The 24,282-nt window shown below is 70.0% G+C and carries 27 protein-coding genes; 13 read left to right on the top strand and 14 right to left on the bottom strand.

The annotated features are described in order from the left end of the window. Positions 1–55: 55 nt before the first annotated feature. On the bottom strand, positions 56–805 hold the full coding sequence (locus tag ACFQU4_RS05720) for a cupin domain-containing protein (protein ID WP_377487944.1): 750 nt from the start codon (positions 803–805) through the stop codon (positions 56–58). A gap of 124 nt (positions 806–929) precedes the next feature. Between ACFQU4_RS05720 and ACFQU4_RS05715 the strand changes: the two genes are divergently transcribed. Both ACFQU4_RS05715 and ACFQU4_RS05710 read left to right on the top strand, forming a co-directional pair. Further along, positions 930–1,925 (top strand): ABC transporter substrate-binding protein, encoded by a 996-nt coding sequence (locus ACFQU4_RS05715; RefSeq protein WP_377487942.1) that lies wholly within the window; start codon positions 930–932, stop codon positions 1,923–1,925. Positions 1,926–1,927: 2 nt separating this feature from the next. Then, positions 1,928–3,679, top strand: a complete 1,752-nt coding sequence (locus ACFQU4_RS05710; protein ID WP_377487940.1) for a siderophore-interacting protein — start codon at positions 1,928–1,930, stop codon at positions 3,677–3,679. Between the two features lie 59 nt (positions 3,680–3,738). Here the strand turns inward: ACFQU4_RS05710 and ACFQU4_RS05705 are convergent, their stop codons facing one another. From ACFQU4_RS05705 to ACFQU4_RS05675, 7 genes are all read right to left on the bottom strand, one after another. Then, complete coding sequence (locus ACFQU4_RS05705) at positions 3,739–3,942, bottom strand: cold-shock protein (RefSeq protein WP_179752795.1); 204 nt, start codon at positions 3,940–3,942, stop codon at positions 3,739–3,741. 212 nt (positions 3,943–4,154) lie between these two features. After that, the gene (locus ACFQU4_RS05700) at positions 4,155–5,129 is read right to left on the bottom strand and encodes an aldo/keto reductase (RefSeq protein WP_377487938.1); all 975 of its coding nucleotides are present in this window, start codon (positions 5,127–5,129) and stop codon (positions 4,155–4,157) included. Positions 5,130–5,171: 42 nt separating this feature from the next. Then, complete coding sequence (locus ACFQU4_RS05695) at positions 5,172–6,656, bottom strand: Vps62-related protein (protein ID WP_377487936.1); 1,485 nt, start codon at positions 6,654–6,656, stop codon at positions 5,172–5,174. A gap of 48 nt (positions 6,657–6,704) precedes the next feature. After that, a complete protein-coding gene (locus ACFQU4_RS05690; protein ID WP_377487934.1) occupies positions 6,705–8,129 on the bottom strand; it encodes an ABC transporter ATP-binding protein in 1,425 nt (474 codons plus the stop codon). 60 nt (positions 8,130–8,189) lie between these two features. Beyond that, positions 8,190–8,546, bottom strand: a complete 357-nt coding sequence (locus tag ACFQU4_RS05685; protein WP_377487932.1) for a hypothetical protein — start codon at positions 8,544–8,546, stop codon at positions 8,190–8,192. A gap of 42 nt (positions 8,547–8,588) precedes the next feature. Further along, positions 8,589–9,011, bottom strand: coding sequence for an organic hydroperoxide resistance protein (locus ACFQU4_RS05680; protein ID WP_377487930.1), 423 nt, complete (start codon positions 9,009–9,011; stop codon positions 8,589–8,591). 13 nt (positions 9,012–9,024) lie between these two features. After that, positions 9,025–9,480, bottom strand: a complete 456-nt coding sequence (locus tag ACFQU4_RS05675; protein ID WP_377487928.1) for a MarR family winged helix-turn-helix transcriptional regulator — start codon at positions 9,478–9,480, stop codon at positions 9,025–9,027. A gap of 111 nt (positions 9,481–9,591) precedes the next feature. Here ACFQU4_RS05675 and ACFQU4_RS05670 point away from each other — a divergent pair, with 111 nt between their 5' ends. The 8 genes from ACFQU4_RS05670 to ACFQU4_RS05635 all read left to right on the top strand — a co-directional run bounded on the left by ACFQU4_RS05670 (position 9,592) and on the right by ACFQU4_RS05635 (position 16,955). Beyond that, positions 9,592–10,827: a sensor histidine kinase gene (locus ACFQU4_RS05670; protein WP_377487927.1), complete on the top strand. Its 1,236-nt coding sequence runs from the start codon at positions 9,592–9,594 to the stop codon at positions 10,825–10,827. Next, a complete protein-coding gene (locus ACFQU4_RS05665) occupies positions 10,824–11,483 on the top strand; it encodes a response regulator (protein WP_377487926.1) in 660 nt (219 codons plus the stop codon). The genes ACFQU4_RS05670 and ACFQU4_RS05665 overlap by 4 nt, the downstream gene beginning before the upstream one ends. Positions 11,484–11,657: 174 nt before the next feature. After that, positions 11,658–12,530 carry an ABC transporter permease gene (locus ACFQU4_RS05660; protein ID WP_377487924.1) on the top strand — a complete coding sequence of 291 codons (873 nt, stop codon included), beginning with the start codon at positions 11,658–11,660 and terminating at the stop codon, positions 12,528–12,530. After that, positions 12,505–13,323: an ABC transporter ATP-binding protein gene (locus ACFQU4_RS05655; protein ID WP_377487922.1), complete on the top strand. Its 819-nt coding sequence runs from the start codon at positions 12,505–12,507 to the stop codon at positions 13,321–13,323. Before ACFQU4_RS05660 ends, ACFQU4_RS05655 begins: the two co-directional genes overlap by 26 nt. A gap of 5 nt (positions 13,324–13,328) precedes the next feature. Continuing rightward, positions 13,329–14,255, top strand: coding sequence for a phosphotransferase enzyme family protein (locus ACFQU4_RS05650; protein ID WP_377487920.1), 927 nt, complete (start codon positions 13,329–13,331; stop codon positions 14,253–14,255). Then, positions 14,252–15,394: a sialidase family protein gene (locus tag ACFQU4_RS05645; protein ID WP_377487918.1), complete on the top strand. Its 1,143-nt coding sequence runs from the start codon at positions 14,252–14,254 to the stop codon at positions 15,392–15,394. The genes ACFQU4_RS05650 and ACFQU4_RS05645 overlap by 4 nt, the downstream gene beginning before the upstream one ends. 183 nt (positions 15,395–15,577) lie before the next feature. Further along, positions 15,578–16,162, top strand: a complete 585-nt coding sequence (locus ACFQU4_RS05640; protein ID WP_377487916.1) for a nucleoside kinase — start codon at positions 15,578–15,580, stop codon at positions 16,160–16,162. Between the two features lie 100 nt (positions 16,163–16,262). After that, the gene (locus ACFQU4_RS05635) at positions 16,263–16,955 is read left to right on the top strand and encodes an NAD(P)-dependent oxidoreductase (RefSeq protein WP_377487914.1); all 693 of its coding nucleotides are present in this window, start codon (positions 16,263–16,265) and stop codon (positions 16,953–16,955) included. 10 nt (positions 16,956–16,965) lie between these two features. Here ACFQU4_RS05635 and ACFQU4_RS05630 read toward each other — a convergent pair whose 3' ends face one another. From ACFQU4_RS05630 to ACFQU4_RS05610, 5 genes are all read right to left on the bottom strand, one after another. Continuing rightward, the gene (locus ACFQU4_RS05630; protein ID WP_377487912.1) at positions 16,966–17,796 is read right to left on the bottom strand and encodes a helix-turn-helix domain-containing protein; all 831 of its coding nucleotides are present in this window, start codon (positions 17,794–17,796) and stop codon (positions 16,966–16,968) included. Between the two features lie 22 nt (positions 17,797–17,818). After that, on the bottom strand, positions 17,819–18,187 hold the full coding sequence (locus ACFQU4_RS05625) for a VOC family protein (RefSeq protein WP_377487910.1): 369 nt from the start codon (positions 18,185–18,187) through the stop codon (positions 17,819–17,821). A gap of 88 nt (positions 18,188–18,275) precedes the next feature. Next, the gene (locus ACFQU4_RS05620) at positions 18,276–18,704 is read right to left on the bottom strand and encodes a GNAT family N-acetyltransferase (RefSeq protein ID WP_377487908.1); all 429 of its coding nucleotides are present in this window, start codon (positions 18,702–18,704) and stop codon (positions 18,276–18,278) included. Then, positions 18,701–19,339 carry an IMPACT family protein gene (locus ACFQU4_RS05615; protein WP_377487906.1) on the bottom strand — a complete coding sequence of 213 codons (639 nt, stop codon included), beginning with the start codon at positions 19,337–19,339 and terminating at the stop codon, positions 18,701–18,703. The genes ACFQU4_RS05620 and ACFQU4_RS05615 overlap by 4 nt, the downstream gene beginning before the upstream one ends. Then, on the bottom strand, positions 19,336–19,740 hold the full coding sequence (locus ACFQU4_RS05610; protein ID WP_377487904.1) for a hypothetical protein: 405 nt from the start codon (positions 19,738–19,740) through the stop codon (positions 19,336–19,338). Before ACFQU4_RS05610 ends, ACFQU4_RS05615 begins: the two co-directional genes overlap by 4 nt. Before the next feature lie 163 nt (positions 19,741–19,903). Here ACFQU4_RS05610 and ACFQU4_RS05605 point away from each other — a divergent pair, with 163 nt between their 5' ends. From ACFQU4_RS05605 to ACFQU4_RS05595, 3 genes are all read left to right on the top strand, one after another. Further along, a complete protein-coding gene (locus ACFQU4_RS05605) occupies positions 19,904–20,959 on the top strand; it encodes an LCP family protein (protein ID WP_377487902.1) in 1,056 nt (351 codons plus the stop codon). 27 nt (positions 20,960–20,986) lie between these two features. Continuing rightward, positions 20,987–22,342: an MFS transporter gene (locus ACFQU4_RS05600; RefSeq protein WP_377487900.1), complete on the top strand. Its 1,356-nt coding sequence runs from the start codon at positions 20,987–20,989 to the stop codon at positions 22,340–22,342. Between the two features lie 61 nt (positions 22,343–22,403). Next, a complete protein-coding gene (locus tag ACFQU4_RS05595; protein ID WP_377487898.1) occupies positions 22,404–23,351 on the top strand; it encodes a hypothetical protein in 948 nt (315 codons plus the stop codon). Between the two features lie 10 nt (positions 23,352–23,361). Here the strand turns inward: ACFQU4_RS05595 and ACFQU4_RS05590 are convergent, their stop codons facing one another. Beyond that, complete coding sequence (locus tag ACFQU4_RS05590) at positions 23,362–24,264, bottom strand: SDR family oxidoreductase (protein WP_377487896.1); 903 nt, start codon at positions 24,262–24,264, stop codon at positions 23,362–23,364. Positions 24,265–24,282 lie beyond the last annotated feature (18 nt).

Genomic DNA, 24,282 nt, shown 5'->3' with positions numbered 1-24,282 from the left:
ATCAGAGATGGGCGCGGACCTCGTCATGGCCCGAGCGCGCTCGGCGGGGGCGCGGTCAGCGCGACTGCCCCGCCAACGACCCGAGCGGGTCGGCGGCGAGCGTGCGTTCGGGGAGGCCGGACTCGCGGCTGAGGGCGCGGAGCAGGCCGGTCCGGGTGGCGTAGCCGGCGGCGAGGCGGGCCGCGTCCAGGTCTCGGCCGGCGCGCAGGGCGGCGACGGCGCGGTTGAGTCGGCTCCGGGTCCGCCAGCGGGCGAACGGCAGGCCGGTCTGGTCGAGGAAGATCCGCTGGACCTGGCGCACGCTCAGGTAGTGCCGGTCGGCGATCCGGTCCAGCGTCTCGGTTCCGGTCACGGCCTCGTTCCCGATCAGCCGGGCGACCGGGTGCGTGGGCTCCCGGACCCAGAAGTGCGGTGCGTCCAGCCCGTCGAGCAGGTCCTCCAGCGCCCGCCGGAACGGCGCCACCTCGTCGGCGGTCTCGGGTGCCGCACCGAGAATGGTCGTGATCAGCGCGGACAGGGCGGGCAGGACGCCGAGCCGACGCACCCGCGCTCCCGCCGGCGCGTGATCCGGCGACAACATCGGCCCGACGGCCAGGCTGCCGGCCGGCAGCCGCATCGCGTGCGGCACCTCCGCGGCGAGCCAGACGCTCTCCCCCTCGTGCAGCCGGAGCGGTTCGCCGTCGACGGTGAGCCGGGCGGTGCCGCGGACCACGTGGATCAGGTGCGGCACGTCGTGCCTGTGCTCCTCGTGTCCGAGGAACCGGATCGAGTTCTTCGTCACGACCCGTTCCAGCAGTTCAGTCACGCCCCACCTCAGCCGATCTGTCGCGTCCGTCGCGGAGGACGGCAGTCCTGTCGCGAGCCGTACCAGCTTCGCACATTAAGTTAGGGTGCACTAACTTGCCGGGGGTTCGATGGTCAGGGGTTCCATGTCCAGCACACAGCTGCAGCGGTCCGCGGTGGCCGCGTTCGTCGCGCTCGTCGCCGTCCTGCTCGCCTCCTGCGCCGGCGGTACGGCGACGCCGGCCGCAACGAGCCCGGGTCCGGAGCGGGTGGTCAAGACCGGTCAGGGCGACGTCACGGTGCCGGCCGACCCGAAGCGGATCGTGGTGCTCAACTTCGCCCTGGCCGGCTACCTCTACGCGATGGACGTGCCCGTGCTGGCGACGATCCCGGAGGACGCCGACGCCAAGGAAGGCGTCTTCTCGCCGTTCTGGGCCGAGGACGCGAAGGCCGACGGGACGGTGTTCCTGCCCTGGAGCAGCGACGGGTTCGCGATCGAGGAGATCCTGGCGCTGGAGCCGGACCTGATCATCGGCGGCGGCCAGGGCTTCCCGCTGGCCCAGGCGGTCAAGGCGTACGACCAGCTCAGCGCGATCGCGCCGACGGTGCTGGTCGGCAACGAGCTGCGGTCCTGGCAGGACCAGTTCTCCTTCCTGGCCGAGCAGGTCTTCGACCGCGGCGACCGCTACGCCGAACGGCTCGCCGGCTACCAAGATCGGATCGCCGAGGTGAAGGCCAAGATCACTCCCCCGCCTGGACCGGTCGGCTACCTGAGCTTCACCTCCGACCAGCGCCCGTTCGGGATCGTCGAGGACTTCGGGCTGCCGCAGGAGCTGGCCCAGCTCGGCTTCGAGCCGGCGCCGTTCTTCGCCGACAACGACTTCGAGACGTACGGCGGTGCGGGCGACATGTTCGAGATCTCGCCGGAGCTGATCGACCGGGCGGTCACCATGCCGACCGTGTTCGTGCTCGGCTTCAACGCCGAAACGATCAAGGTCGAGGATCTGGCCAAGAGCCCGATCTACGCCCGGCTACCGTCCTTCAAGAATGATCATGCCTATCATCTGCCCTACTGGGCACTCCGGGCCGACTACCACGAGACGATGGCCCTGCTGGACACCCTCGAAGAGCAGTTCTCCTGATCATGGCCCAGCACCGGATCCAGACCCACCCGATCATCCTGCGCCGGGTCGAGGTGGCCCGCGCCGTCGACGTCACGCCACGGCTGCGCCGGGTCACCCTGACCGGTGATCAACTCGGCGCGTTCAGCCGGGACGGGCTGTCGCTGCCGGCCTTCCACTCGCCCGGCTTCGATGATCATGTGAAGTTGATCTTCGCCGCGGACGGTGATCTTGACGCCGCACTGCCGCGCCAGCTGGCCGACGGGATCGAATGGGGCCCGGCGCCGAACCGGCAGGGCCGGGACTACACGCCGCGGCGGTTCGACCCGGCGACCGGCGAGCTCGACCTCGACTTCGTACTGCACGGCGACGGGCCGGCGGCGAGCTGGGCGACGGCGGCCCGGCCGGGCGACGCGCTGTGGTTCGCCGGGCCGAAGTCGTCCACCGTGCTGCCGGACGACCTGGACTGGATCCTGCTGGCCGGCGACGAGACCGCACTGCCCGCGATCGGCCGGTTCCTCGACGAACGGCCGCTCGACGTACCGGCCCACGTGGTCGTCGTGATCACCCATCCGGCCGCCGAACTGCCGCTGGCGCTGCGGCCGGGCGACACCCTGCACTGGGTACGGGCCCGGCACGCCGACGGACCCGACCTGGAGCAGGCGATCCGCGAACTCGACTGGTGGCCCGGCACCGGCTATGCCTGGTGCGCCGGCGAGAGCCGCGCCCTGCTCCCGATCCGGCGGCACCTGACCCGCGAGCGCGGGCTGCCCAAGAGCCACCTCGACGTGACCGGCTACTGGCACGCCGAGGAGTCCGGCCCCGCCGCCCGCGCGACCGAGTGGCGGCCGGCCGACTACTCGACGGCGACGATCGGCTGGTTCGCGATCCGGTCCGCACTCGACCTCGGCCTGCTGGAGCCGCTGGCCACCGGCCCGGTCGAGCTCACCGACATGGCCGAGGCGGTGGCCGTACCGGCGGACCGGCTCGGCGTCCTGCTCGACGTGCTGGTCCGGTCCGAGGTGCTGGCCACGGCCGGCCCGACGTCGATCACCCTGGGCCGGCTCGGCGAGCAGTTGCTCGACGACGAGCATGATCAGGAAAACTTCACCGGGCCGGAGGCCGACCTGATCCTCGCGCTGACCGAGCTGACGCCCAGCCTGCGCCGGGGCACCTCACCCTGGTCGCGGCAGCACGGGCAGACCCTGCAGGCCACTCTGGACCATGATCAGGACCGGTACGCGGAGCTGGTCGAGCAGGCCAGCCGGCTGCAGTACGTGGTCACCGGGCTGGCCCGACTGGACTGCTGGCGCGGCGTGTCGGAGGTCGCGCTGACCGGGCCGGGCGCGGTGCTGATCGCGGACCGGCTGCGCACCGACGGCGCGGTGCGGGCGACGACCGTGGTCGAACGACCGGGGCCGCTCGCCGTACTCACCGAGGAGCCGGCCGATCACAAGCACACGTTCACCGCCGACTGGCCGGCGACGGAGGTCGCGGTCAGCGTGCTGGCACTCGGCCAGCGGACCGACGACGAGACGATCGACCTGCTGGGTGAGCTGGCGAAGGCGGCGGACCGGGCGGTGATCATCGACGCCCTGCGACCGGACGCGCTCAGCCCGGCGGCCGCACAGCAGGGGCTGCTCGGCTACGCCGGCACCGGACTGCCGCCCCGGTCCGCGGAACGACTCCGCGAGCTCGCCGCCGCGACCGGCTGGACGGCGACCGCCGGCCAGGCCCTCGGCTGGGGCATCGAGCTGTTCGTCCTCGAACGCTGAGCAAAGCGAAACGGCGCCGGTCGCAATGACCGGCGCCGTTCCTCAAGCATTGCGTGCGATCAGATCGCGCGCACCTTCTCGGCCTGCGGGCCCTTGGGCCCCTGGGTGGTGTCAAACTCGACCCGCTGACCCTCGTCGAGGGACCGGTAGCCGGTCGACTCGATCGCGCTGTAATGCACGAACACGTCAGCTCCGCCGCCGTCGACCTCGATGAAGCCGAAGCCCTTTTCAGCGTTGAACCACTTGACGGTTCCTTCTGCCATGGTTGTTTCTCCTAGACATCTTGGGCCGCACCTCACAGCCCAACTGCTGTCGGACCTTGAGGCGCCTGCCCCGTGCCCGCGCAAGATCTCAGGCGCAGTACTTCACCACGACTCAGGAATTGCCAGCGCGAGCAGTCTTGCACAAAGTGGCGACTGTCCGCTTGTCTCTCGGCCCATGAACCTCGCTGACGACTAGGAAGTGCGGAAGAGATTCACAGGAAATAGGGGTACGGGACCTGTTCCGGCCGACTCGCGACGTCCAGCCGGTCCAGTTGGCCGGCGGTGAGTGTCCAGTCGACGGCGCCGAGCAGATCCTCCAGGTAGTCCGGGGTTCGCGGGCCGATGATGGGCGCCGTGACCCCGGGCTGCTGGAGCAGCCAGCGGACCGCGACCTGCGGCATCGTGCGGCCGGTCTGCTCGGCGACCGCGGCGAGTTCGTCGATCACGTGCCAGGTGTGCTCGTTGGCGTACCGGTCCCAGGCGTGGGTGCCGGGGCCGGCCACCTTGCTGTCGCCGGGCGGCGCCGTCATGCCGCGCCGGAACCGGCCGGACAGCCAACCCGACCGGAGCGGGGACCAGGTGATGACGCCGAGCCCCTCGTTCCGGCACACCGGCAACAGCTCCCACTCCGGCGAGCGGTCCAGCAGCGTGTACAGCGGCTGCAGGCAGGACAGCGGCTCCCAGCCGTGCTGGAGACACAGGTCGACCGCCTTCTGCAGCTGCCAGCCGCTGAAGTTGCTGACGCCGAGGTAGCGGACCTTGCCGGACCGGACCAGGGTGTCCAGCGTCGACAGGGTCTCGGTGAGCGGCGTGCTGTCGTCCCAGAGGTGGAGTTGATAGAGGTCCAGGTAGTCGGTGCCGAGCCGGCGCAGGCTCGCGTCGACGGCGTCCAGCAGGTGCTTCCGGGACAGGCCCCGGTCGGTTGGGCGCGGACCCATCGGCGCCCAGACCTTGCTGGCGATCACGTAGTCCGACCGCCGCTGCGTGGCCAGCCACCGCCCGAGCACCTCCTCGGACCGGCCGGCGCCGTAGACGTCGGCGGTGTCGATGAAGGTCCCGCCGGCCTCGGTGAACCGGTGCAGGATCCGCCGGCTGTCCTGTTCGTCGGTCTTCTCGCCGAACATCATGGCGCCCAGGCAGAGTTCGCTGACCTTGAGGCCGGTGTTTCCGAGTGATCTGTAGTCCATCCCGCGACCGTACGAGCTGGAGTGCACTCCAGCTCAAGCCCTTTAGCGAGCTCCCTTTTCGTCGGTCAGGTACCACTGCTTCTTGAGCTTGATCATCACCAGCGCGCCATCCATCGACGTCTTGCCGAGCAGGGAGGACGGCGGGAACTCGTACCGTTTGTCTGAGACCTTCCGAACCCGGTCCGGGTCGATCTTGATGGTCCGGAGCACCTTCGACTCCTGTTCGCTCGTATCGTCCTTCGACATCTCGAAGGCGAACAGGCAGAGCGGCCGGAACTTCGGCGCGGCGATCGAGCAAGCGCTGGGGTCCTTCCGTCCGAGCGCGTGCAGGTAGTACTCGACGCGCTTGATCACAGCCTGCTTGTCGTCCTGCGGCACGTCCCTCGACACCGGCTCGGGACACGTGTCGGTGGTGAACGCCTCCTTGGCCATCTGCTCGGTGTGCTTGATCGGGTTCGGTCCCTCCGGACCGGTCTGGTGCTTGTCCAGGTCACCGGCACCGATCGGACCGCCGACCTCGCCCCAGCCGCCGGCGTAGCCCCACCACGGCTCGCGCTGGACCTCCTTCAGGTCCAGCCAGGTCTGCCAGGTCTGGCCCCTGGAACTCGTCCGGTCCTCGAGCATGCCGAGCGCCTTCAGGGCCGGCGGCAGGCTCTCGATCTTGTACCGGGCGTCTCCGATCGGGTACGAGCCGTGGGTCCCGGTCGCCGAGTACGCCACCGGGTGCCCGTCCTTCCCGGCCACCTTGGCGAAGTCCATCCGGCACTTCGTGTCGTGCTGGGAGAACACCACGCCCTCCGGCTTCCCGGACGCGCCGACCACGACGGTGATCCGCTCCCAGTCGCCCTCGTGGTTGCCGCCCTTGCCCTTCGCGCCCGGAGTCGGATTGGTCCAGGTGTTGTACGGGTAGAAGAACCAGTAGATGTACGCGGTCTTGCCCTGGTTGGCTTCCGTACCCTCCACGTACTCGACGTAGGCGGGCGCCGCGTTCTCGCCCGTGACCTTGCCCGCCTCGTGCAGGAAGTTCAGCGAATCCAGGAAGTAGCCCTCCTTACCGAGGGTCTCCTTGTTGGCGAACGGCCGGGTTCGCTCGGTGGTGTTGTACTCCCGGCCCTCCCGCTGGTCACACTCTCCGTCGACCGTCTTCTGAGCCCGGTACGCGTTCGGGTCGGCGAGCTTCTCCGGCGTGGGCGTCCGATCGACCAGGGTGTCGTCGCAGCGGTCGTCGCGGTTCCAGCGCAGCTCCGAGCTCTTGATGAAGAACACCGCGTCGATCGGCAGGTTCTTCTCGCCCTGGCCCATCCGGACCAGCGGCGCGTACTTCTTCGCCAGTTCGAGCGAGCCGCCGCCGCCCGCCGGGCCTGCCGTGGGCGGGGCCTCACTGGACGGGCCGGCGTTCGACGGCGCAGTGGTCGACGGACCGTTCCCGGGTGGCGTCGCCCCGGAGGACGGGTCCTTCTCCTCCGGGCCGCAGCCCGCCGCGACCAGCACCGCCAGGAACAGGACGAGCGTCAACGCTTTGCGCACGGAACGGAACTCTAGGGCGACGGCACCGTTGCCCGACACCCTTGGCCCTCAGGCGAAGGCTGCGGCCTGGGTCCGGTAGAGCCGGGCGTAGTGGCCGCCAAGGTCCAGCAGTTGCTCGTGGGTGCCCTGCTCGATCAGCCGGCCCCGGTCGACCACGAGGATCCGGTCCGCCGACCGTACCGAGGAGAACCGGTGGCTGATCATGACGATGGTCCGGTCCCGGCGCAGGTCGTCGAGCGTCGCGAACAGGGCGGCCTCGGCCTGCGGGTCCAGCGAGGCGGTCGGCTCGTCCAGCACCACCAGGGACGGGTCCCGGTAGAGCACCCGGGCGATCGCGACCCGCTGCCACTGGCCGAGGGAGAGGTCGGTGCCGCCCTCGAGCTCGACGGTCAGCCGGGTGTCGTACCCCTGGGCCAGTTCGCCGAGGAATTCGTCGGCGCCGGCCAGTTCGGCCGCCCGCCGGACCGCCGCCGGGTCGGCCGTGTCACCGCGGGCCACGTCACCGATCGCGATGTTGTCGGCGGCACTGAACCAGTAGCGGGCGAAGGTCTGGAAGATCGCGCCGACCTCGCCGCGCAGGTCCAGGTCGTGCACCGGCCGGTCGTTCCAGGTGACCGTCCCGGCGTCCGGCCGGTAGAGCCCGCAGAGGAGCTTGGCCAGGGTCGTCTTGCCGGACCCGTTGACGCCGACGATCGCCACCAGTTCGCCGGCCCCGACCGTGAAGGACACGTCGTCGACGGCCCGGCCCGATGCTCCCGGGTACGCGAAGCCGAGCCGGTCCACGACCAGCCGGCGCAGCGGCGGCGCCGGATCGCGACGGATCGCCCGCCGCTCGATGCCGGCCGCGAGCAGCCGTTCGAAGTCGGCCAGCCGGAGCCCGTGCTCACTGAGCTGGCCCAGGCTGGTCGCGATCTGCTGCACCTGGGCCCCGAGCAGCAGCGCGGTCGCCCCGGCCACTGCGGTGTCGGCGAGCGTCGCGGTGCCGCTGCTGACCATCCACCAGCCGAGGCCCAGGACCAGCAGGAAGGTGCCGGCCACGCCCGCGGCGGCGATCACCGAGCGGCGGCCGAACCGGCGGACCAGGCCGACCAGTTCGGTGATCCGCTCGTCGTACAATCTCCGCCAGCGGGTCACCAGATAGGACTCGATGCCGAAGATGCGCACCTCGGCGGCTTGGTCGCGGGAGGACAGCACGCCCTCGAGCTGGAAGCGTTCCCGGTCGCCGGGCGTCCGGCCGAAGCTGAACGAGTACATCTCCTCGGAGTTGGCCCGGCTGACCAACAGCAACGGAATCCCGGACAGTGCGACCACCGGGATCATCGCCGGTACGGTCACCGCGGCGGCAGCGATCAGGCCGATCGCCGCGACCGCCGAGCCGAGCAGCTGCGGCACGGCCATCGCCAACTGCAGCGAGGAGTCGGCGCTGTTCTTGGCCCGCCGCAGCTCGTCGTGGAACTCGGACCGGTGATGCACCCCACGAAGTTCTTCTCCTCCGCTGCGCTCCCCCGAACAACTTCGCGGGGACCCCGCGTCTCACGCGATCGCCTCGCTGTACGCACTCGACTCCAGCACCTGCCGGTGGCTGACGTAGATCACCCGCTCGACCAGCAGCCGGTGCAGCCCGGTGCCGACCAGCTGGCCGAACGCGATCACCGCCACCAGGACCACGATCATGATCAACAGCGGCAGCAGCTCCGGGCCGGCCGACCCGCCGGTCAGGCGCCGGGCCACCTCGCCGCCGGCCAGCACCGCGGCCCCGAGCCCGAGCCCGGAAACGGCCATCGTCGCGACCGTACCGACGAACCACCAGCGCCCGGCCGTCGCCACCAGCAGAATGCCGCGCCGGACCCCGCGCCACCAGCCCCCGTCGGCTCCCTCAGCACTCTCCATGCATGGAGAGTATCATTTCGAAAGCAGTCTTTCGATGTTCGATCAGTCCTCGACGACCTCGAGGGTGACCTCGATGTTGCCGCGGGTGGCATTGGAGTACGGGCACACCTGATGCGCCGCCTCGGCGAGCTCCCGGGCCTGGTCGGCGGGCAGTCCGGGGAGCGTGACCTCGAGCAGCACGGTGAGCTGGAAGCCGCCCTCGCCGTTCGGGCCGATGCCGACCCGGGCACCGACGCTGGAGTCCGCCACCGAGACCTTGCGGGTCCTGGCCACCGCCTGCAGGGCGGAGTGGAAGCAGGCCGAGTAGCCCGCCGCGAACAGCTGCTCCGGGTTGGCGCCGTCGCCGGAGCCACCCATCTCCTTGGGGATGGCCAGGTCGAGATCGACCCGGCCGTCGTCGGTCCGGACGTGGCCGTCCCGGCCGGCTCCGGTGGACAGTGCCTCGGCGGTGTAGAGCGTTTCCATGCTTTCCTTTCGATCAGTTCGAGGTCGGCTGCGGTCGGTCCGCGCCGCTCGGTCCTGCGGTGAATTCGTGTAGCCGGGTCAGCAACTTCCCGGCCTCGGCCGCGTCGATGCCGACCTTGTCGGCCAGGCAGCGCGGGATGTCGGCGAGTTCGGCCTCGAGCGCCGCGCCTCGTTCGGTCAGCCGCACCGTCACCACCCGCTCGTCGGTCGCCTCCCGGGTCCGGCTGACCAGCCCGCGGGACTCCAGTCGCTTCAGCAGCGGCGACACGGTGCCCGAGTCGAGCCCGAGCAGGTCGCCGAGCCGGGTCACGGTCAGCCGACCGTCCCGCCACAGGGCGATCAGCACCAGATATTGCGGGTACGTCAGCTCCCACGGCGCCAAGAGCTCGCGGTAGTGCTGGCTCATCCGGCGGTTCGCGGCGTAGAGCGCGAAGCAGAGCATCTCGTCGAGTTCCGGTCCGCGCTTCATGACCACAATCCTTGCACGCAATTAGATTGCGCACAACTTAATATCTGAAAGGGAGTCGGGACCACCCGGACGGGGGAGGGGGCCGGGGCGGCGGCCGGGCAGGATAGGGCCATGTCCGTCGTCCGCCCGATCGTGCTGAACGTCGCGTACCTGATGCTGGGTGCCGCGATCTTCGTCGCGTTCGTGCTGCTCCAGATCGGCGTCGGTCAGCTGTTGGTGGCGCTCACCCCGCTGCCGATCTGGGCCGTGGTGATCATCGTCGTGCCGCCGATGTTCGCGGTCGGGCTGCTGCCCGGTCTGCGCGAGGTCGAGGTCGCCGCCTGCCGGACCCTGCTCCGGGTGGACCGCGAGTTGATCACTCCGCAGCACCCGACCTGGGAGCACCGGTGGCGGGCCGCCGCCTGGGTGATCCTGCACATCCTGGTCGGCGGCGTGATCGGGCTGGCCCTGGTCGGCGTGCCGGTCGCGCTGGGCGGCTGGGTGGCCAGCGGTGGCGGCGAGATCGGCGCCGACGGCCGGCTGAACGTCGAGCCGGCCTGGGTCGCGCTGGCGATCCTGGTCGGCCTGGTGACCCTGGCCGCGGCGGTCGTCGCGGCCTGGCTGGTCGGGCTGCTGCTCCGCCGGCTGGTGCCGATCTTCCTCGGCCCGACCTGGCGGGACCGGCTGGAACTGGCCGAGCAACGGCTGCTCACCGAGGCCGAGCACCGGCGGTTGGCCCGGGACCTGCACGACGGGATCGGGCACGCGCTGAGCATCATCTCGCTGCAGGCCAGCGCAGGCCGGCGGATCCTGGAAACCCAACCGGACAAGGCCGCCCGGTCGCTCGAGGTGATCGAGACCACCTCCCGGAACGCCGCCGATGATCTTGACCGGATGCTCGCCGTGCTGCGCGACCGGGCGGCACCGCGGTCGCCTGACCCGGGCCTGGACTCCGTACCGACCTTGATCACCGCGCACCGCGAGCTCGGCGTCGAGATCGACGCGGCGGTGGACGTCACCCCGGGACTGCCGACGTTGCTGTCGACGACCGCGTACCGGATCGTCTCCGAGGGACTGACCAACGCGCGGCGGCACGGCAGCGGGGAGCGGACCCGGCTGGAGCTGGCCGCCGACCAGGCCGGGGTCTCGATCATGATCAGCAACCCGTACCGGAAGCGCCGCCAGGCCCGCAGCACCGGCGGCCGGGGGATCACCGGGATGCGGGAACGCGCGGCGCTGTTCGGCGGCACCGTGTCGACGACGGTCGAACCGGGCAGCGACGGTGAGAATGAGTGGGTTCTCCGGGTACGACTGCCGGCGCAGGGCAGCAGTGAATCCGAAGCAGGGCCAGACAGGAGCAGGGCATGACGGGTACGGCAGACGGCGAGATCACGGTCGTCCTGGTCGACGACGAGCCGATCGTCCGGCAGGGCCTGCAGACGATCATCGAGAGCGACCCGCAGCTGCGGGTGATCGGCGAGGCCGGCGACGGCGCCGAAGCGGTCTCGGTGGTCCGGAGCAAGCGGCCCGACGTGGTCTGCATGGACGTCCGGATGCCGAACGTCGACGGGATCCGGGCCACCGAGCTGGTGCTCGGACTGCCGGAGCCGCCGCGGGTGCTGGTGATCACGACCTTCGCCAGCGACGAGTACGTGTTCGACGCGATGCGGGCCGGCGCCTCCGGCTTCCTGCTCAAGCGGGCCGACGCGGACCAGGTGATCTCCGCCGTCCGGACCGTGGCCCGCGGCGACAGCCTGGTCTTCCCCGAGTCGATCCGGCAGCTGGTCGGCCAGCACAAGCCGGAGAAGGCCGGCTACACCGGGCCTGCGCTCACCCCGCGCGAGGCCGAGGTGCTCGGCCTGATCGCGCAAGGTCTGACCAACGCCGAGATCGCGGACCGGCTGGTGCTCGGCGTCGAGACCGTACGCACCCATGTCAGCGGACTGCTCGGCAAGCTCGGCGCCCGGGACCGTACCCAGGCGGTGGTGATCGCCTTCACGACGGGCCTGGTGCCGACCGATTAGGACCCGTTTCGGAACCTGACACGGTGGAATCGGGCGGCAAGGGGTGGGCGTGGCAGACTAGCCTCGCTCGAACGGCCTTGAGAAGGTGGAGACGCCCGGCCGGCACGTGGGGGATTCGCCGAGCCGTGGCGGAATCGACAGGCATGGAGAGTTGAGGATGAAGGCGGTGGTGGGATGAGTACACCGACGCGCACTGACGACCGCGAATTCAATCCGGTGTATCACTCCTACGGCGCACACAAGGCCGGCCTGCCGCCCTTCGTGCCGTATTTCAAGGAGTTGTGGCACCGGCGCGGTTTCGCCGCCGAGCTGAGCAAGGCGACCATGCGGGGCGCCAATTCGACGACGTTCTTCGGCCAGGCCTGGCTGATCCTCAACCCGCTGCTGATGTCCGGCATCTACTACCTGCTGGTCACCATCATCCGGAACCGGCACGACCCGACGTTCTTCACCCACCTGATGCTGGCCCTGTTCGCCTTCACGCTGATCCAGACTTCGGTCAGCACCGGGGCGACCTCGGTGACCGGCTCCGGCAAACTTGTGATGAACACTGCGTTTCCTCGGCTGCTGATCCCGCTGTCGGCGGTGCGGACCGCGTTCTTCCGGTTCCTGCCGACGCTGCCGGTCTACCTGATCGCGCACATCGCGCTCGGCCTGCCCTGGCATCCACGGATGCTGCTGTCGTTCTACTTCCTGGCCTGCATCGTGGTCTTCGGGATGGGCCTGGCGGCGATCTTCGCCACCATGCAGGTCTACTTCCGGGACACGTCGAGCTTCCTGCCGTACTTTCTCCGGCTCTGGCTGTACCTGTCGCCGGTGCTGTGGAACTACGAGATGCTCAGCCAGATGGACCGGATCATCCAGACGATCGTCCAGCTCAACCCCGCCTATCACATGCTCACCGGCCTGACGGACCTCGTGCAGAACGGTCCGATGCCGGGCCCGGTGACCTGGATCGCTTCCGCCGCGTGGGCCCTGGCGGCCGTGGTCGTCGGATTCCTGTTCTTCATGTCGAGGGAGCGTGATTTTGCTGTCCGTCTCGTCTGACCCCGACATCTCGAAGGCGCCGTCTCCGTCGCTCGCGGTGAAGGTCGAGGAACTCTCGATCACGTACCGCACCTCCTTCGAGCGCAAGCCCACGCTGAAACAGGCCCTGATCCGGTTCGGCCGCGGACAACGCGCGGTCAAGGAGGTCAAGGCCCTCCGCGACGTCTCGTTCGAGGTGCCCACCGGCACCGCGATGGGGATCATCGGTGCCAACGGCGCCGGCAAGTCCACCCTGATGCGCGCGATGGCCGGCATCCTGCCGCCGTCCTCCGGCACCATCGAGGTGTGGGGCCGGGCCAGCACCCTGCTCGCCCTCGGCGTCGGCTTCAACAAGGACCTGACCGGCCGGGAGAACATCATCCTGGGCGGCCTGGCCGCCGGACTCTCCCGCAAGGAGGTCGAGGAGCAGGCCGACGACGTCGCCGAATGGACCGAACTGGGCGACTTCATCGACATGCCGATGCGGACCTACTCGTCCGGCATGTCGGCCCGGCTCGGCTTCTCGGTGGCCGTGCACATGAAGCCGGACATCCTGATGATCGACGAGGCACTGTCCACCGGTGACGCGCACTTCCGGGAGAAGGCGAACGCCAAGATGGCCGAGCTGCGGGAGAGCGCGCGGGCCATGTTCCTCGTCTCGCACGGCCTGGGCAGCATCAAGGAGATGTGCACCGAGGCGATCTGGCTGGACAAGGGCAAGCTGATGATGCGCGGCGAGCCGGGCGAGGTCGTCGACGCGTACATGAAGTTCCTCAAGGTCAAGAAGTCGGCGACGACGACCGAGGACATCTGACTTCTTTGTCGATCTTGCGCTCGCTGGCTCAGCCGGGCTGGTTGGCCGCCCTGGTCCGTGAGCGGTACGGGCTCGCGGCCGACTCCGCCGTGCTGGTCCGGTCCTTCGTCAACGACGTCTACCGCGTGCGCGCCGGGACGGCCGATCACCTGCTCAAGGTCTACCGGCACGGCGGGCCTACTCCGGCCGAGGTGGCCTGGGAGATGGCGCTGACCCGGCACCTGGCCGGGCGCGGGATCCCGGTGCCGCAGGTGCGCGACGGGATCGACGGCCGGCCGGTGCAGCTGTTCGACTATCCGGAGGGGCCGCGGCCGGCCACCCTGTCGGAGTACGTCAGCGGGGACAAGCCGCGGCCGCCGTTCGACGATGCGCTCTACCGCCGCTTCGGCGTCGCGGTCGCGGAGCTGCACCGGGCCGCCGCGGACTTCACGAGCGAGCTGCCGCGGCGTCCGTACGACCTGGCGGAGCGGCTGGCCGTGCCGCTGCGGCGGGTGCTCGCGGCCGACGGTCTCGAGCCGGCCGACCGGGAGCTGGTCGAGCGGAGCGCCGGGCTCGCCGAGGAGCGGCTGGCGGGGTTGCTGCCCGGCCTGGAGCAGGGCATTCGCCACGGCGACGTCACCCTGGACAACCTGCTGCTGGCGGGCGAGACCATGATCGTCTACGACTTCGACTTGGCCGGGCCCGGACCGCTGGTGGACGACCTGACCGGGGTCGCCGGAACGGAGCAGTGGCCAGCGTTCCTGGCCGGCTACCGTACCGTCCGGGAACTTGACGATGATCAACTCGCCGCACTGCCGTGGCTCCGGATCGCGGCAACGATCGAGCATCTCGACTTCCACCTCATCCGCAAGCCGGCCATCCTGGGCAGCGAGACGCTCGGCGAAGGTTGGGTGTCCGGCAACCTGGAGGCGCTTAAGCTCCTGGTTCCATGATCACCGACGAGTTGATCACCGGGATCGACGAGCAGATCGTCTTCAGTCACCGGTGCGACGGCGTGTCTTGGTTCCAGACCCGCGCCGACCGACTGCCGGACGGCTCGGTGCTGATGTTGCTGCAGGAGATCATCGACAACGACAACTACCTCGGCTCGCACTGGACCCGGAGCGCCGACGGCGGCCGCAGTTGGAGCCGGCCGGAGCCGATCCCGTCGCTGGCCCGGATCGATCACGGCGGCGGGCTGGAGGAGTCGATCCTCGACGTCACGCCCGGACTGCATCAGCCGACCGGCACCGTGATCGCGATGGGGCAGAACACCTGGTACCAGGACGGCGCCCTGCGCACACCGCTGCAAGATCGCTTCATCCACTACGCGGTACGGGATCCGGCCGGCACCTGGGGTCCGCGGCGGCGGCTGGACTGGGATCATCCGGAGGCGGCCGCGTTCCAGTCGTGCGGCTGCGGGCAACGGCTGGTGCTGCCCGACGGCGACGTGCTGATCCCGCTCAGTTGTGCTCCGTACGGCCGGCTGGACCGGGCCGTGACCACGCTGCGCTGCGGCTTCGACGGTGACCGGCTGACCGTGCGGGAGCACGGGCGGATCCTGCGGCATCCGGTCGATCGCGGTCTGCTGGAGCCGAGCCTGGCGCTGTTCCATGATCAGTTCCTGTTGACCATCCGGGCCGAGGACGGGCTGGGGTACGTGAGCCGGTCGGTCGATGGGCTGGGCTGGGCGGACCCGCGGCCGTGGACGTACGACGACGGGGAACCGCTGCCCACCACGACCACCCAGCAGCAGTGGCTGACCCACAGCGACGGGCTCTACCTCTGCTACACCCGGCCCACCGCGGACAACCCGGCCGTGCCCCGGCACCGGGCCCCGCTGTTCCTGGCCCGGGTCGATCCCGCGACCCTGCGACTGATCCGCAGCACCGAACGGATCGCGGTCCGGCTGCGCGGCGACGGCCGGGCCGTACCCAACACCGTGCCGATGCTCGGCAACTTCGCCACCGTCGCCGCGAGCGAGGCCGAGTCCTGGATCACCGTCGGCGAACACAACCCGAAGACCGGCTTCGACGGCGACACGATCATCGCCCGGATCCGCTGGGCCCGCCCCAACCGCCTGGTGACCTAACAACGTGGAAAGTCGGGGCCACCAGACCCGGCGTAAGTTTCCACGCTCCCGCGTCGAACACGTTCCCTGAGCTTGTCGAAGGGCAAGGCACGGTCTGGCTTGGCCCTTCGACAGGCTTAGGGCGCGTCCTGGAGCGAGGAAATCGGGTCGTGACCGGAGGCCCCGATCACTACGCTCCGCGGGATGGGGGTGCGGAACGTCCTGATCGAAGGCGTGTCCGGCAGCGGCAAGACCGCGGTCTGCACGGAACTGCTGCGGCGCGGCCACGAGGCCATTCACGGCGACCGGGCGCTGGCCAATCAGGGCGATCCGGAGACCGGCGAGCCCGTGACCGATGCCGAACTGGCCGCCCGCGGTCCGTTCGGCGGCCGGCACCGGCCCGGCTGCGACTGCCCGGCCTGCCTGGACTGGGCCGACCGGCATTGGATCTGGGATCTCGACCTGGTGCGGTCCCTGGCCGGTGATCATCGGCAGCCGGTGACCTTCTTTTGCGGGGGTTCGCGGAACCTCGCGAAGATCATCGAGCTCTTCGACGCGGTGTTCGTCCTTGATGCCGATCTTGAGACCCTGCTGCGCCGGCTGGCCCGGCGGCCGGAGCACGAGTTCGGTGGCCGGCAGGCCGACCGCGACTTCCTGGCCGGTCGGTATCGGACCAGGGCCGACCGCATCCTCGATCGACGGCTGCCCGAGGACCGCATCGTGATCAACACCGGCCGACCACTCGACCAGGTCGTCGACGACATCCTCCGGCGTTCCCTCCCTGCCTGACATCACCCGTGAGCGACGCCACAGGCGTTCCCTGTCAGGAATCGGGCCGCCGTTCGGCTCAAGACAGGTAGAGCCGACCACGCACGGAAGGGACAGCCGGATGCGTATCACCGTCTTCGGGGCCAACGGCCTCACCGGCCGCCTGCTCACCGAGCAGGCACTCGCCGCCGGACACGAGGTGGCCGCGGTCACCCGTCGTCCGGACTCGTTCCCGTTGCAGCATGATCAACTCGAGGTCGTCGGTGCCGATGTGCTGGACCCGGCGGCGGCCGACCTGGCCGTCGCGGGTCGGGATGCGGTGCTGTCGACGCTGGGCGTACCCGCCGGTAAGAAGCCGATCAGCACCTACTCGCGCGGAGTGATCAACATCGTGGCCGCGATGAGGCGGCATCGGGTCCGCCGGCTGGCCGTCGTCAGCTCGACCGGGGTCGACCCGCAGCCGTACTCCGACGGCGGGATCCTGTTCAACCGCGTGTTCCTGCCGTACGTGACGCGGGTGCTGGGCAAGACCCTGTACGACGACATGCGGCGGATGGAGGCGCTGGTCCGGGACAGCGGGCTGGACTGGACGATCGTGCGGCCGAGCGGGCTCTACCACCTGCCGGCGGTCACCGACTACACCGTGGTCGAAGGCCAGGCCGACGGCAGGTTCACCGCACGCGCCGACCTGGCCGCCAGCCTGCTGGCTCTGCTGGACGACCGCCACCTGCGCCGTACCGTCAGCGTGATCACCACGGTCGGCAACCCCACCCTGCTCCAGTGGATCCGCCGCGAGGCGCTGGCCAAGCCCTGACCGGCCCCGATCAATCCGAGAAGGCGAACGCGTCCACGTCCCGCCAGCGGATCGGGGTGCAGCCCGTGAAGAGCCGCCAGTCCCGAATCAGGTGTGCCTCGTCGGCGTACCCGACCCGCGCGGCGATCGCGGCGAGCGTGGGCTCCGGTGCGCGATGCTGCAGCCTGGCGTGAACGAGCTCGCGGGCGCGACCGAAGCGGGCGACCCGGGACAGCGCCTTGGGACCGACCCCGAGCTGGCTGACCAGGCAACTCTGCAGGGTGCGGCGGGAGGTCCCGAGCTGCCCGGCCAGTTGCTCGACGGTCAGCCCGCCGCCGGTGGCCCGGATCGTCCGCCAGGCGCGGTCGGCCAGGGTCGGAGCGGAGCGTCGATCACGGCGCAGGGCCAGCAGATAGGCGTCGACGGCGGCGAACCGGGCCGGCCAGCCGTCCAGGAACTCGACTCGTTGCCGCAGCTCCTCGACCGACCGGCCGAGGGCGTCCGCGGCATGGACGGAGACGCCGAACCAGTCGCTCGGCCGGGCACCGAAGAGTTCCGTCAGGCCTCGAGGCGTGAGTTCCACCGTGAGCGTCATGGCCGAGGAGGCATGATCGATCAGCACCGGCGCCAGCTGCAGACCGGCCACCAGTCCCTGGTAGGCGACCCGGTCGGCACCGGTGCGGGACTGCAGCTGGACGACCGGATGATCACGCAGACTCATGATCAACGGCAGCGTCAGCGACGGCGTCCCGAGGTGGATTCCCGGCGTGCAACCGGTGAGCGACGTACCGGTGTAGCTCTCGACCAGCCCCTTCAGCGCAGGGTGCGGACCACGCTGGGCGGAGTCCGAACGCGGCGGCATCTCCTCACGGTAGACCGGCCGATCAGGAACCGCTCGGGTGCTCGTAGATTCCCAGCCGATTGCCGTCCGGATCGCCGAACACGGCCCACCGCGCGTCGTCGGCATGGATGTCCGCCTCGTCGACGCTGCCGCCGAGCTCCCGGATCGAGGCGATGGCCCGGTCGAGGTCGTCGACCATGATGTGCAGCTCCAGGCTGCCCTCGGTCGCCGGCGGGCGGTCGGTCACCCAGGTGCCGGACACCTGCCCGGTGGAGTCGTCGAACGCCGCGGACCCGTCGTCGCGGACGCGCACGTTCCAGTCGAAGACGGCCCGGTAGAAGGCGCCGGACCGCTCGACGTCCTGACTGGGCATGAAGAGGTAGCAGATCTTGCCGTGCTTGACGGTGGCCATCGAACGGTTCCCTTCCACGCTGAACCTGCAGACCAGGAAAGGTTCGCAGCCGGGACGCCGATCCGATTGAACAAATCGGAAATCCGCACTAGAGCGGGCGGCGGAAGCGGACCGGGCCGTTCGGCTGAATGGTGACGTCGAAGCCGAGGGCTCGGTGGAAGGCGATCGAGCGTTCGTTGACCGGAGCGGTGATGGCCCAGACCTCGGTACGACCGTTCCGGCGGGCCAGGTCGAAGAAGCGGTCGTAGAGGTCGGCGGCGAGGCCGGAGCGGCGGAGGTCGGGGCGGACACCGATGAAGTGGACGTACGCGACCTCGGGGCGGGCCGGGGACAGGAAGCCGACCAGGAAACCGGCCAGGCCCTGCTCGTCGTCGGCGACGAAGCTGGTGTCGAAGAAGTGGTCCAGGAACAGCGACTGCAGGACCGAGGCGATCGGCCGGCCCCACCAGTCGTCCAGCACCGGATGGATCCGGTCGTGGTCCTCCGGTGCCGCCTGCCGGACCCGTACCTCGCTCATCCGCCCGCTCCCTCCAGGTCGATCCAGGACTGTCCGACGACCGCGACCTCGGCAACCCCGCCGGACGCCTCGGCGACCACCCGGACCAGGCCGTCCGGGTCGAGCACCGCCGCCGCTATGAGCACCGGGTCGGCCCAGCGGACCTCGGTCACGTCGGCACCGGCCTGGCGGACCGTGTTCTCCAGCTTCCCGGCCTGCGCCGCCGGTACGGAGATCTCGACCAGGGTGCGCAGCTCGCGGGCCAGCGTGCCCGCGTCGGCCAGCGCTGCCTGGGCCGCCGCCGTGTAGGCGCGAACCAGGCCGCCGGCGCCGAGCAACGTACCGCCGAACCAGCGGGTGACCACCGCGACCACGTCGCTCACCCCGGCACCCAGCAACACCAGCAGGATCGGGGTACCGGCCGTGCCGGACGGCTCGCCGTCGTCGTTGCTCCGCTGGATCCGGCCGTCCGGGCCGAGGACGAAGGCCGAGCAGTGGTGCCGGGCGTCGTGGTGGTCCCGCCGGGCCCGGTCGATCACGGCGCGCGCCGCGTCCTCAGTGGACACCCGCTCGACCCGGCCCAGGAAGACCGAGCCCTTGGCCTCGTACCGTCCGGTCCCGGGACCGGCGACCGTGAGCGACCGCGCGAACGTCACCCCTGATCCAGCCGGCGGCGCAGGAACTCGGCCAGATCGCCGGCCTCGCCGTCCGGACCGCCCCGCCCGACCACCAGGGGCGGCGGGGTCGGGGCCAGCTTGACCCCGCGGATCCGGTCGGCCAGACCGCCCGGCACCAGCAGCACGAAGTATTCGCCGTTCTCGCCGATCGCGACGGAACGGTCCCGCCGGAGATACCAGCCGGTCCGGTCGGTCCGGGCCTCCGCCCCCGACATCAGCCGCGCCCGCAGTTGCTCGGTGGGCAGCCCGCGCTGCCGCGCCTCGGCGACGAACGCGTCGATCAGCCGCTGCGCCTTGACCGCCTCGGTCCGCTGCTGGCCCTGCGCCAGGTCGGCCCGGCGGGCGGCGCCCTCGGCGCGAGCGGAGCGCGGATCGGTCACCCGAAAGACCCTACCCAAGCGGAGCCGGACCTGGTGGGCTTCCCTTCGGGAACTCATCGGCTTCGGCCGGAGTTGACTTGCGCAGGCCATTACAATCGGGCAGGCCGCGGACCCGTGGCCTGCACAATCGGGGAAGTTTCAGTCAGCGAAGGGTCTTGACGCCATGCCGGACACGCCGGTCGACCTGTTCACCTTCAGCGAGGAGGAGGAACCGCGAGAGCGTCGACCGCGCCCGCCCAAGAAGAAGCGCCGGGTGCTGCCGGCCGTGCTGATCGCCGTCGCCGGCGTGCTGGTGCTGGCCCTGGTCGCCGGCTTCCTGTACGCATCGTCGCTGAACAAGTCCTTGCTGCAGAACCTGCAGCGGACCGAGGACTCGATGCCGGATCCTCAGGACACCGATCGTCCGGAGAAGCAGCCGTCCCAGGAGAAGGGCGCGGTCAACTTCGTACTGCTCGGCTCCGACAGCCGCGATCCGGACAACAAGAGCGGCAGCGGCCGGTCCGACGTGCTGATCGTGGCCCATCTCAACGCGGCCCGGGACAAGGCGTACCTGATCTCGTTCACCCGCGACCTCTGGGTGGACATCCCCGGCAAGGGCAAGGCCAAGATCAACGCCGCGTACTCGTGGGGCGGCCCGAAGCTGACGATCAAGACCGTCGAGTCGCTCACCGGCTCCCGGATGGACCATCTGGCCTTGATCGACTTCGACGGCTTCACCGAGCTCACCACCGAGCTCGGTGGGGTGACGGTCACCAATGATCAAGAGTTCAGTACGCACGGTTTCCACTACCCCAAGGGCAAGATCACGATCAAGGGCGAGGAAGCCCTCTGGTTCGTCCGGGAGCGGAAGAAGCTGAAGAACGGTGATCTTGATCGGGCCAAGAACCACCGGAAGGTGATCCAGGCGATCGTGGAGAAGGGCCTCAGCCCGGAGACGATCGCCAACCCGCAGCGGTTCACCACCTTCATCGGCGGCGTCGCCTCCCACCTCACCGTGGACAGCGCGCTCACCGACGACAAGATCCGCGAGCTGGCGTTCTCGCTCCGATTGCCGCCGTCGCAGATCTACAGCCTGCAGGCCCCGATCTCGGGCTTCGGCACCTCCGATGACGGCCAGGCGATCGACCTGGTGGACGAGGAGAAGATGGCCGAACTGTCCAAGGCGCTGCGCGACGACACGCTGCACGAGTACGTCGCCAAATACCCTCCGAAGGAATAGTCCGAGGCCGTACGAGAGACTGACCCGATGGAGTGGATCCGCGCCCTGCGTGTGCTGTGGCGACACGGCTACTTCCGGAAGCTGATGGCGGTCCGGATCGCCACCCAGTCCTGCGACGGGCTGCTCCAGGTGGCGCTGGCGTCGTACGTCCTGTTCTCGCCGGAACGCCAGCCCGACGCCGGCTCGATCGCCGCCGTGCTGGCGATCACGCTGCTGCCGTTCTCCGTGCTCGGCCCGTTCGTCGGCGTCATCCTGGACCGCTGGTCGCGCCGCCAGGTGCTGGTCGTGGTCGACCTGATCCGGGCCGTCCTGGTGCTCGGCCTGGCCGCACTGGTCGCCACCGGCCTACGGACCGGATCGGTCGAGGCACTGTTCTACGGCGGCGTGCTGCTCGCGATGAGCCTGAACCGGTTCCTGCTGGCCGCCCTGTCGGCGGCCCTGCCGCACACCATCGAGCCGACCGAATACATGGTCGCCAACTCGGTGGTGCCGACGGTCGGGCCGGCCGGCGCGCTGCTCGGTGCGGCGCTCGGCACCCTGCTCCGGCTGGTGCTGGGCAGCCAGGTGCCGTCGTTCGCGGCGGATGCAACGCTGTTCATCGTCGCCAGCGGCGGGTACGTGCTCAGTGCGTGCCTGGCGCTGCGAATCCCGCGTGATCAACTCGGCCCGGACGAACGCGGCACCCGGACCGCCCGGGACGTGATCGCGGGGCTGGCCGGAGCCTTGCGGCACCTGCGCGAGCGCCGTGCCGCCGGGATCGGCCTGCTCACCATCGGCCTGCAGCGACTGGTCTTCGGCGTCGTCACGGTGGCCACGATCCTGATCTTCCGGAACCACTTCCACAGCATCGACGACGTGAATCCGGCCATCGCCGACCTCGGTCTGTTCGCGGTGATCACCGGGGCGGGATTCGTCGCCGCCGCCGCGATCACGCCGTTGATCACCGCCCGCGCCGGGGTCCGGGCCTGGGTCGTCATCGCGCTGCTGGCGTCCGCCGTGCTGCAGGTGTTCCCGGGCGCGATCTACACCAAGGTCACCCTGATGATCGCGGCGTTCCTGCTCGGCATCACCGCGCAGAGCGTCAAGATCTGCGTCGACACCCTGGTCCAGGCGCACGTCGACGACGACGTCAAGGGCCGGGCGTTCGTGATCTACGACATGATCTTCAACGTCGCGCTGGTGCTGGCCGCCTGCATCACCGCGTTGATCATGCCGCCGGACGGCCGCTCGGTGCCGGTCCTGATCGTCCTCGCGGTCTGTTACGCCCTGCTCGGCGTCGCGTTCCTGCTCGTCACCCGTGGCCTTGACCTGAACGCCGGCACCGAGTCGATGCGGGCGGCGATCGAGGACGAGGAGACCGCCGCCGAGGAGCAGCGCGGCTAGCCGGTCTCGCGGACTTTCCGATCTCGACCCGACCCGGCGCCCGGGAATCTAACCTTGGGCCATGAGGACGCGCGTGCTGGGGGCCACTGTCGCCCTGATCCTGCTGGTCGGCACCGGCTGCGGTACGGGCTCGACGCCCGAGGACCCGGCGGCGCCGGATCCGGCCACCTCCTCCTCCGCACCTCCGGCCCCGGCCCCGTCACCGACTCCGGAGGCGTTGTCGAAGGACGCGTACCAGAAGCTGCTGACCGGATCGGAGAGCGCCGTCCGAAAGGCGTTCGACAAGGTGATGGCGACGAAGTCGATCAAGGAACTCGAGGCCGCCGCGGACGCGCTGGCCAAGACCCTGGCAAGCGAGTCGACCAAGCTCGACGCCACCCTGGCGCCGGACTCCGCGACCACCGCGAACTCCGCCCTGGTCGGGCTGCTGGGGTCGGTGCCGTCCTTCACGGCGAGCAAGCCTGCGGCCAACGAGTGCGGCATCACGCCGACCGCGACCGAACAGTTGATCACCGCCAAACGGAAGGTGCACGGGTCGCTGCCGGACGCCAAACGCAAGGGGCTGTCCGGCCAGTTCAAGAAGGCGGGCTACAGCTGGGGCGGGAAACTGCTGCCGGCCAGCCCGGAGCCGCCGGCGAAGAAGAAGCGCCGCGCCGACAACGGCGAGGTGATCGAACGCAACGGCAGCCGCGGCGACCGGTTCCTCAAGATCAAGAACGACACCGAGCAGGACTACGTGGTCGCCGCCGTCACCAAGAACCCGAAGAAGCCGATGGCCAGTGTCTACGTCCGGGCCGACTCGGAGACCACGCTGTACAACCTGGCCGCCAAGACCTACACCGTCTATTACAAGACCGGGACGGACTGGGACGACGACCGGAAGACCTTCACCCGCGGCTGCGCGTTCCAGCGGTTCCAGCTGTCCTTCCTGCCGAAGTCCAACTGGGAGATCGAGCTGAAGAAGCGGATCGGCGGCAACGCCAGCACCCAGGAGACCGAGCCCTTCTGAGCCGCGCCGGTCAGGCCACGGCCAACGAGGCTCCGGTCAGCCGCTCCGCCTCGTCCCAGAGCCGCCGTGCGGCCTCGGCATCGCGAGCCCGGCGGGGGATCCGGGCGACGCCCGTGGTGCCACGGAACTCCAACAGCCCGGTCGGCCCGTAGTAGCCGCCCTGGACTGCCGCGGGATCGGCCGCCGCGTACAGCAGCGGCTCGGTGCCGATGTCGACCGCCTGCAACCGGAACGGCCCGAGCCCGTCGTAGCTGCGGCGCGGCCGGTCCCGGCCGAGGTTCGGGCCGGCGGACTGCAGATTGGTCCTGGTGACGCCGGGATGCGCGCCGGTGCTGAGCAGCGGCCAACCGCGCTCGGTGGCGATCTCGGCCAGCCGCAGCGTCATCATCACGTTGGCCAGCTTCGACTGGGCGTAGGCGCGGGTCGGTCCGTAGCCGCGCTGGAACTGCGGATCGTCGAACCGGATCGCGCCGAAGTGCGCCATGCCGCTGCTTATCGTCACGACCCGGGGCGCGGCCGCGCGGAGCAGCACCGGCAGTAGTCGTACGGTGAGCGCGAAGGGGCCGAGGAAGTTGCTGCCGTACTGCAGTTCGAAGCCGTCGGCGGTGGTGTGCCGGGTCGGCGGCATCATCACTCCGGCGTTGTTGATCAAGGTGTCCACCCGGTCGACGCCGGCCGCGAAGTCGGCCACCGAGGACAGGTCGGCCAGGTCGACCCGCCGCACCTCGAGGCTGGCTCCCGGATGGTGGTCCAGGATCTCCTGCCGGGCTTGATCACCCTTGGCCGGAGTCCGTACCGCCATGATCACGTGCGCACCGGCCCCGGCCAGCCGAGTGGCTGCTTCCTTGCCGGTGCCGCTGTTCGCACCGGTGACGATGATGATCTTCCCCGTCTGATCGGGTACCTGATACATGAGTCCACCCTTAAGAGA

This window comes from Microlunatus sp. GCM10028923, from assembly GCF_042666975.1.
Taxonomy (GTDB): Bacteria; Actinomycetota; Actinomycetes; order Propionibacteriales; family Propionibacteriaceae; genus Microlunatus.
Note: the sequence above shows the minus strand (reverse complement) of the source record. Positions and strands in the feature narration are given on the sequence as shown.

Bases quoted from the DNA above. Each gene is read 5' to 3' on its own strand.
- ACFQU4_RS05680 (WP_377487930.1), bottom strand. From the start codon at position 9,011: ATGGAAACGCTCTACACCGCCGAGGCACTGTCCACCGGAGCCGGCCGG.
- ACFQU4_RS05645 (WP_377487918.1), top strand. From the start codon at position 14,252: ATGATCACCGACGAGTTGATCACCGGGATCGACGAGCAGATCGTCTTC.
- ACFQU4_RS05685 (WP_377487932.1), bottom strand. From the start codon at position 8,546: ATGGAGAGTGCTGAGGGAGCCGACGGGGGCTGGTGGCGCGGGGTCCGG.
- ACFQU4_RS05590 (WP_377487896.1), bottom strand. From the start codon at position 24,264: ATGTATCAGGTACCCGATCAGACGGGGAAGATCATCATCGTCACCGGT.
- ACFQU4_RS05705 (WP_179752795.1), bottom strand. From the start codon at position 3,942: ATGGCAGAAGGAACCGTCAAGTGGTTCAACGCTGAAAAGGGCTTCGGC.
- ACFQU4_RS05635 (WP_377487914.1), top strand. From the start codon at position 16,263: ATGCGTATCACCGTCTTCGGGGCCAACGGCCTCACCGGCCGCCTGCTC.
- ACFQU4_RS05620 (WP_377487908.1), bottom strand. From the start codon at position 18,704: ATGAGCGAGGTACGGGTCCGGCAGGCGGCACCGGAGGACCACGACCGG.
- ACFQU4_RS05605 (WP_377487902.1), top strand. From the start codon at position 19,904: ATGCCGGACACGCCGGTCGACCTGTTCACCTTCAGCGAGGAGGAGGAA.
- ACFQU4_RS05625 (WP_377487910.1), bottom strand. From the start codon at position 18,187: ATGGCCACCGTCAAGCACGGCAAGATCTGCTACCTCTTCATGCCCAGT.
- ACFQU4_RS05665 (WP_377487926.1), top strand. From the start codon at position 10,824: ATGACGGGTACGGCAGACGGCGAGATCACGGTCGTCCTGGTCGACGAC.
- ACFQU4_RS05660 (WP_377487924.1), top strand. From the start codon at position 11,658: ATGAGTACACCGACGCGCACTGACGACCGCGAATTCAATCCGGTGTAT.
- ACFQU4_RS05600 (WP_377487900.1), top strand. From the start codon at position 20,987: ATGGAGTGGATCCGCGCCCTGCGTGTGCTGTGGCGACACGGCTACTTC.
- ACFQU4_RS05640 (WP_377487916.1), top strand. From the start codon at position 15,578: ATGGGGGTGCGGAACGTCCTGATCGAAGGCGTGTCCGGCAGCGGCAAG.
- ACFQU4_RS05670 (WP_377487927.1), top strand. From the start codon at position 9,592: ATGTCCGTCGTCCGCCCGATCGTGCTGAACGTCGCGTACCTGATGCTG.
- ACFQU4_RS05675 (WP_377487928.1), bottom strand. From the start codon at position 9,480: ATGAAGCGCGGACCGGAACTCGACGAGATGCTCTGCTTCGCGCTCTAC.
- ACFQU4_RS05715 (WP_377487942.1), top strand. From the start codon at position 930: ATGTCCAGCACACAGCTGCAGCGGTCCGCGGTGGCCGCGTTCGTCGCG.
- ACFQU4_RS05595 (WP_377487898.1), top strand. From the start codon at position 22,404: ATGAGGACGCGCGTGCTGGGGGCCACTGTCGCCCTGATCCTGCTGGTC.
- ACFQU4_RS05630 (WP_377487912.1), bottom strand. From the start codon at position 17,796: ATGCCGCCGCGTTCGGACTCCGCCCAGCGTGGTCCGCACCCTGCGCTG.
- ACFQU4_RS05700 (WP_377487938.1), bottom strand. From the start codon at position 5,129: ATGGACTACAGATCACTCGGAAACACCGGCCTCAAGGTCAGCGAACTC.
- ACFQU4_RS05710 (WP_377487940.1), top strand. From the start codon at position 1,928: ATGGCCCAGCACCGGATCCAGACCCACCCGATCATCCTGCGCCGGGTC.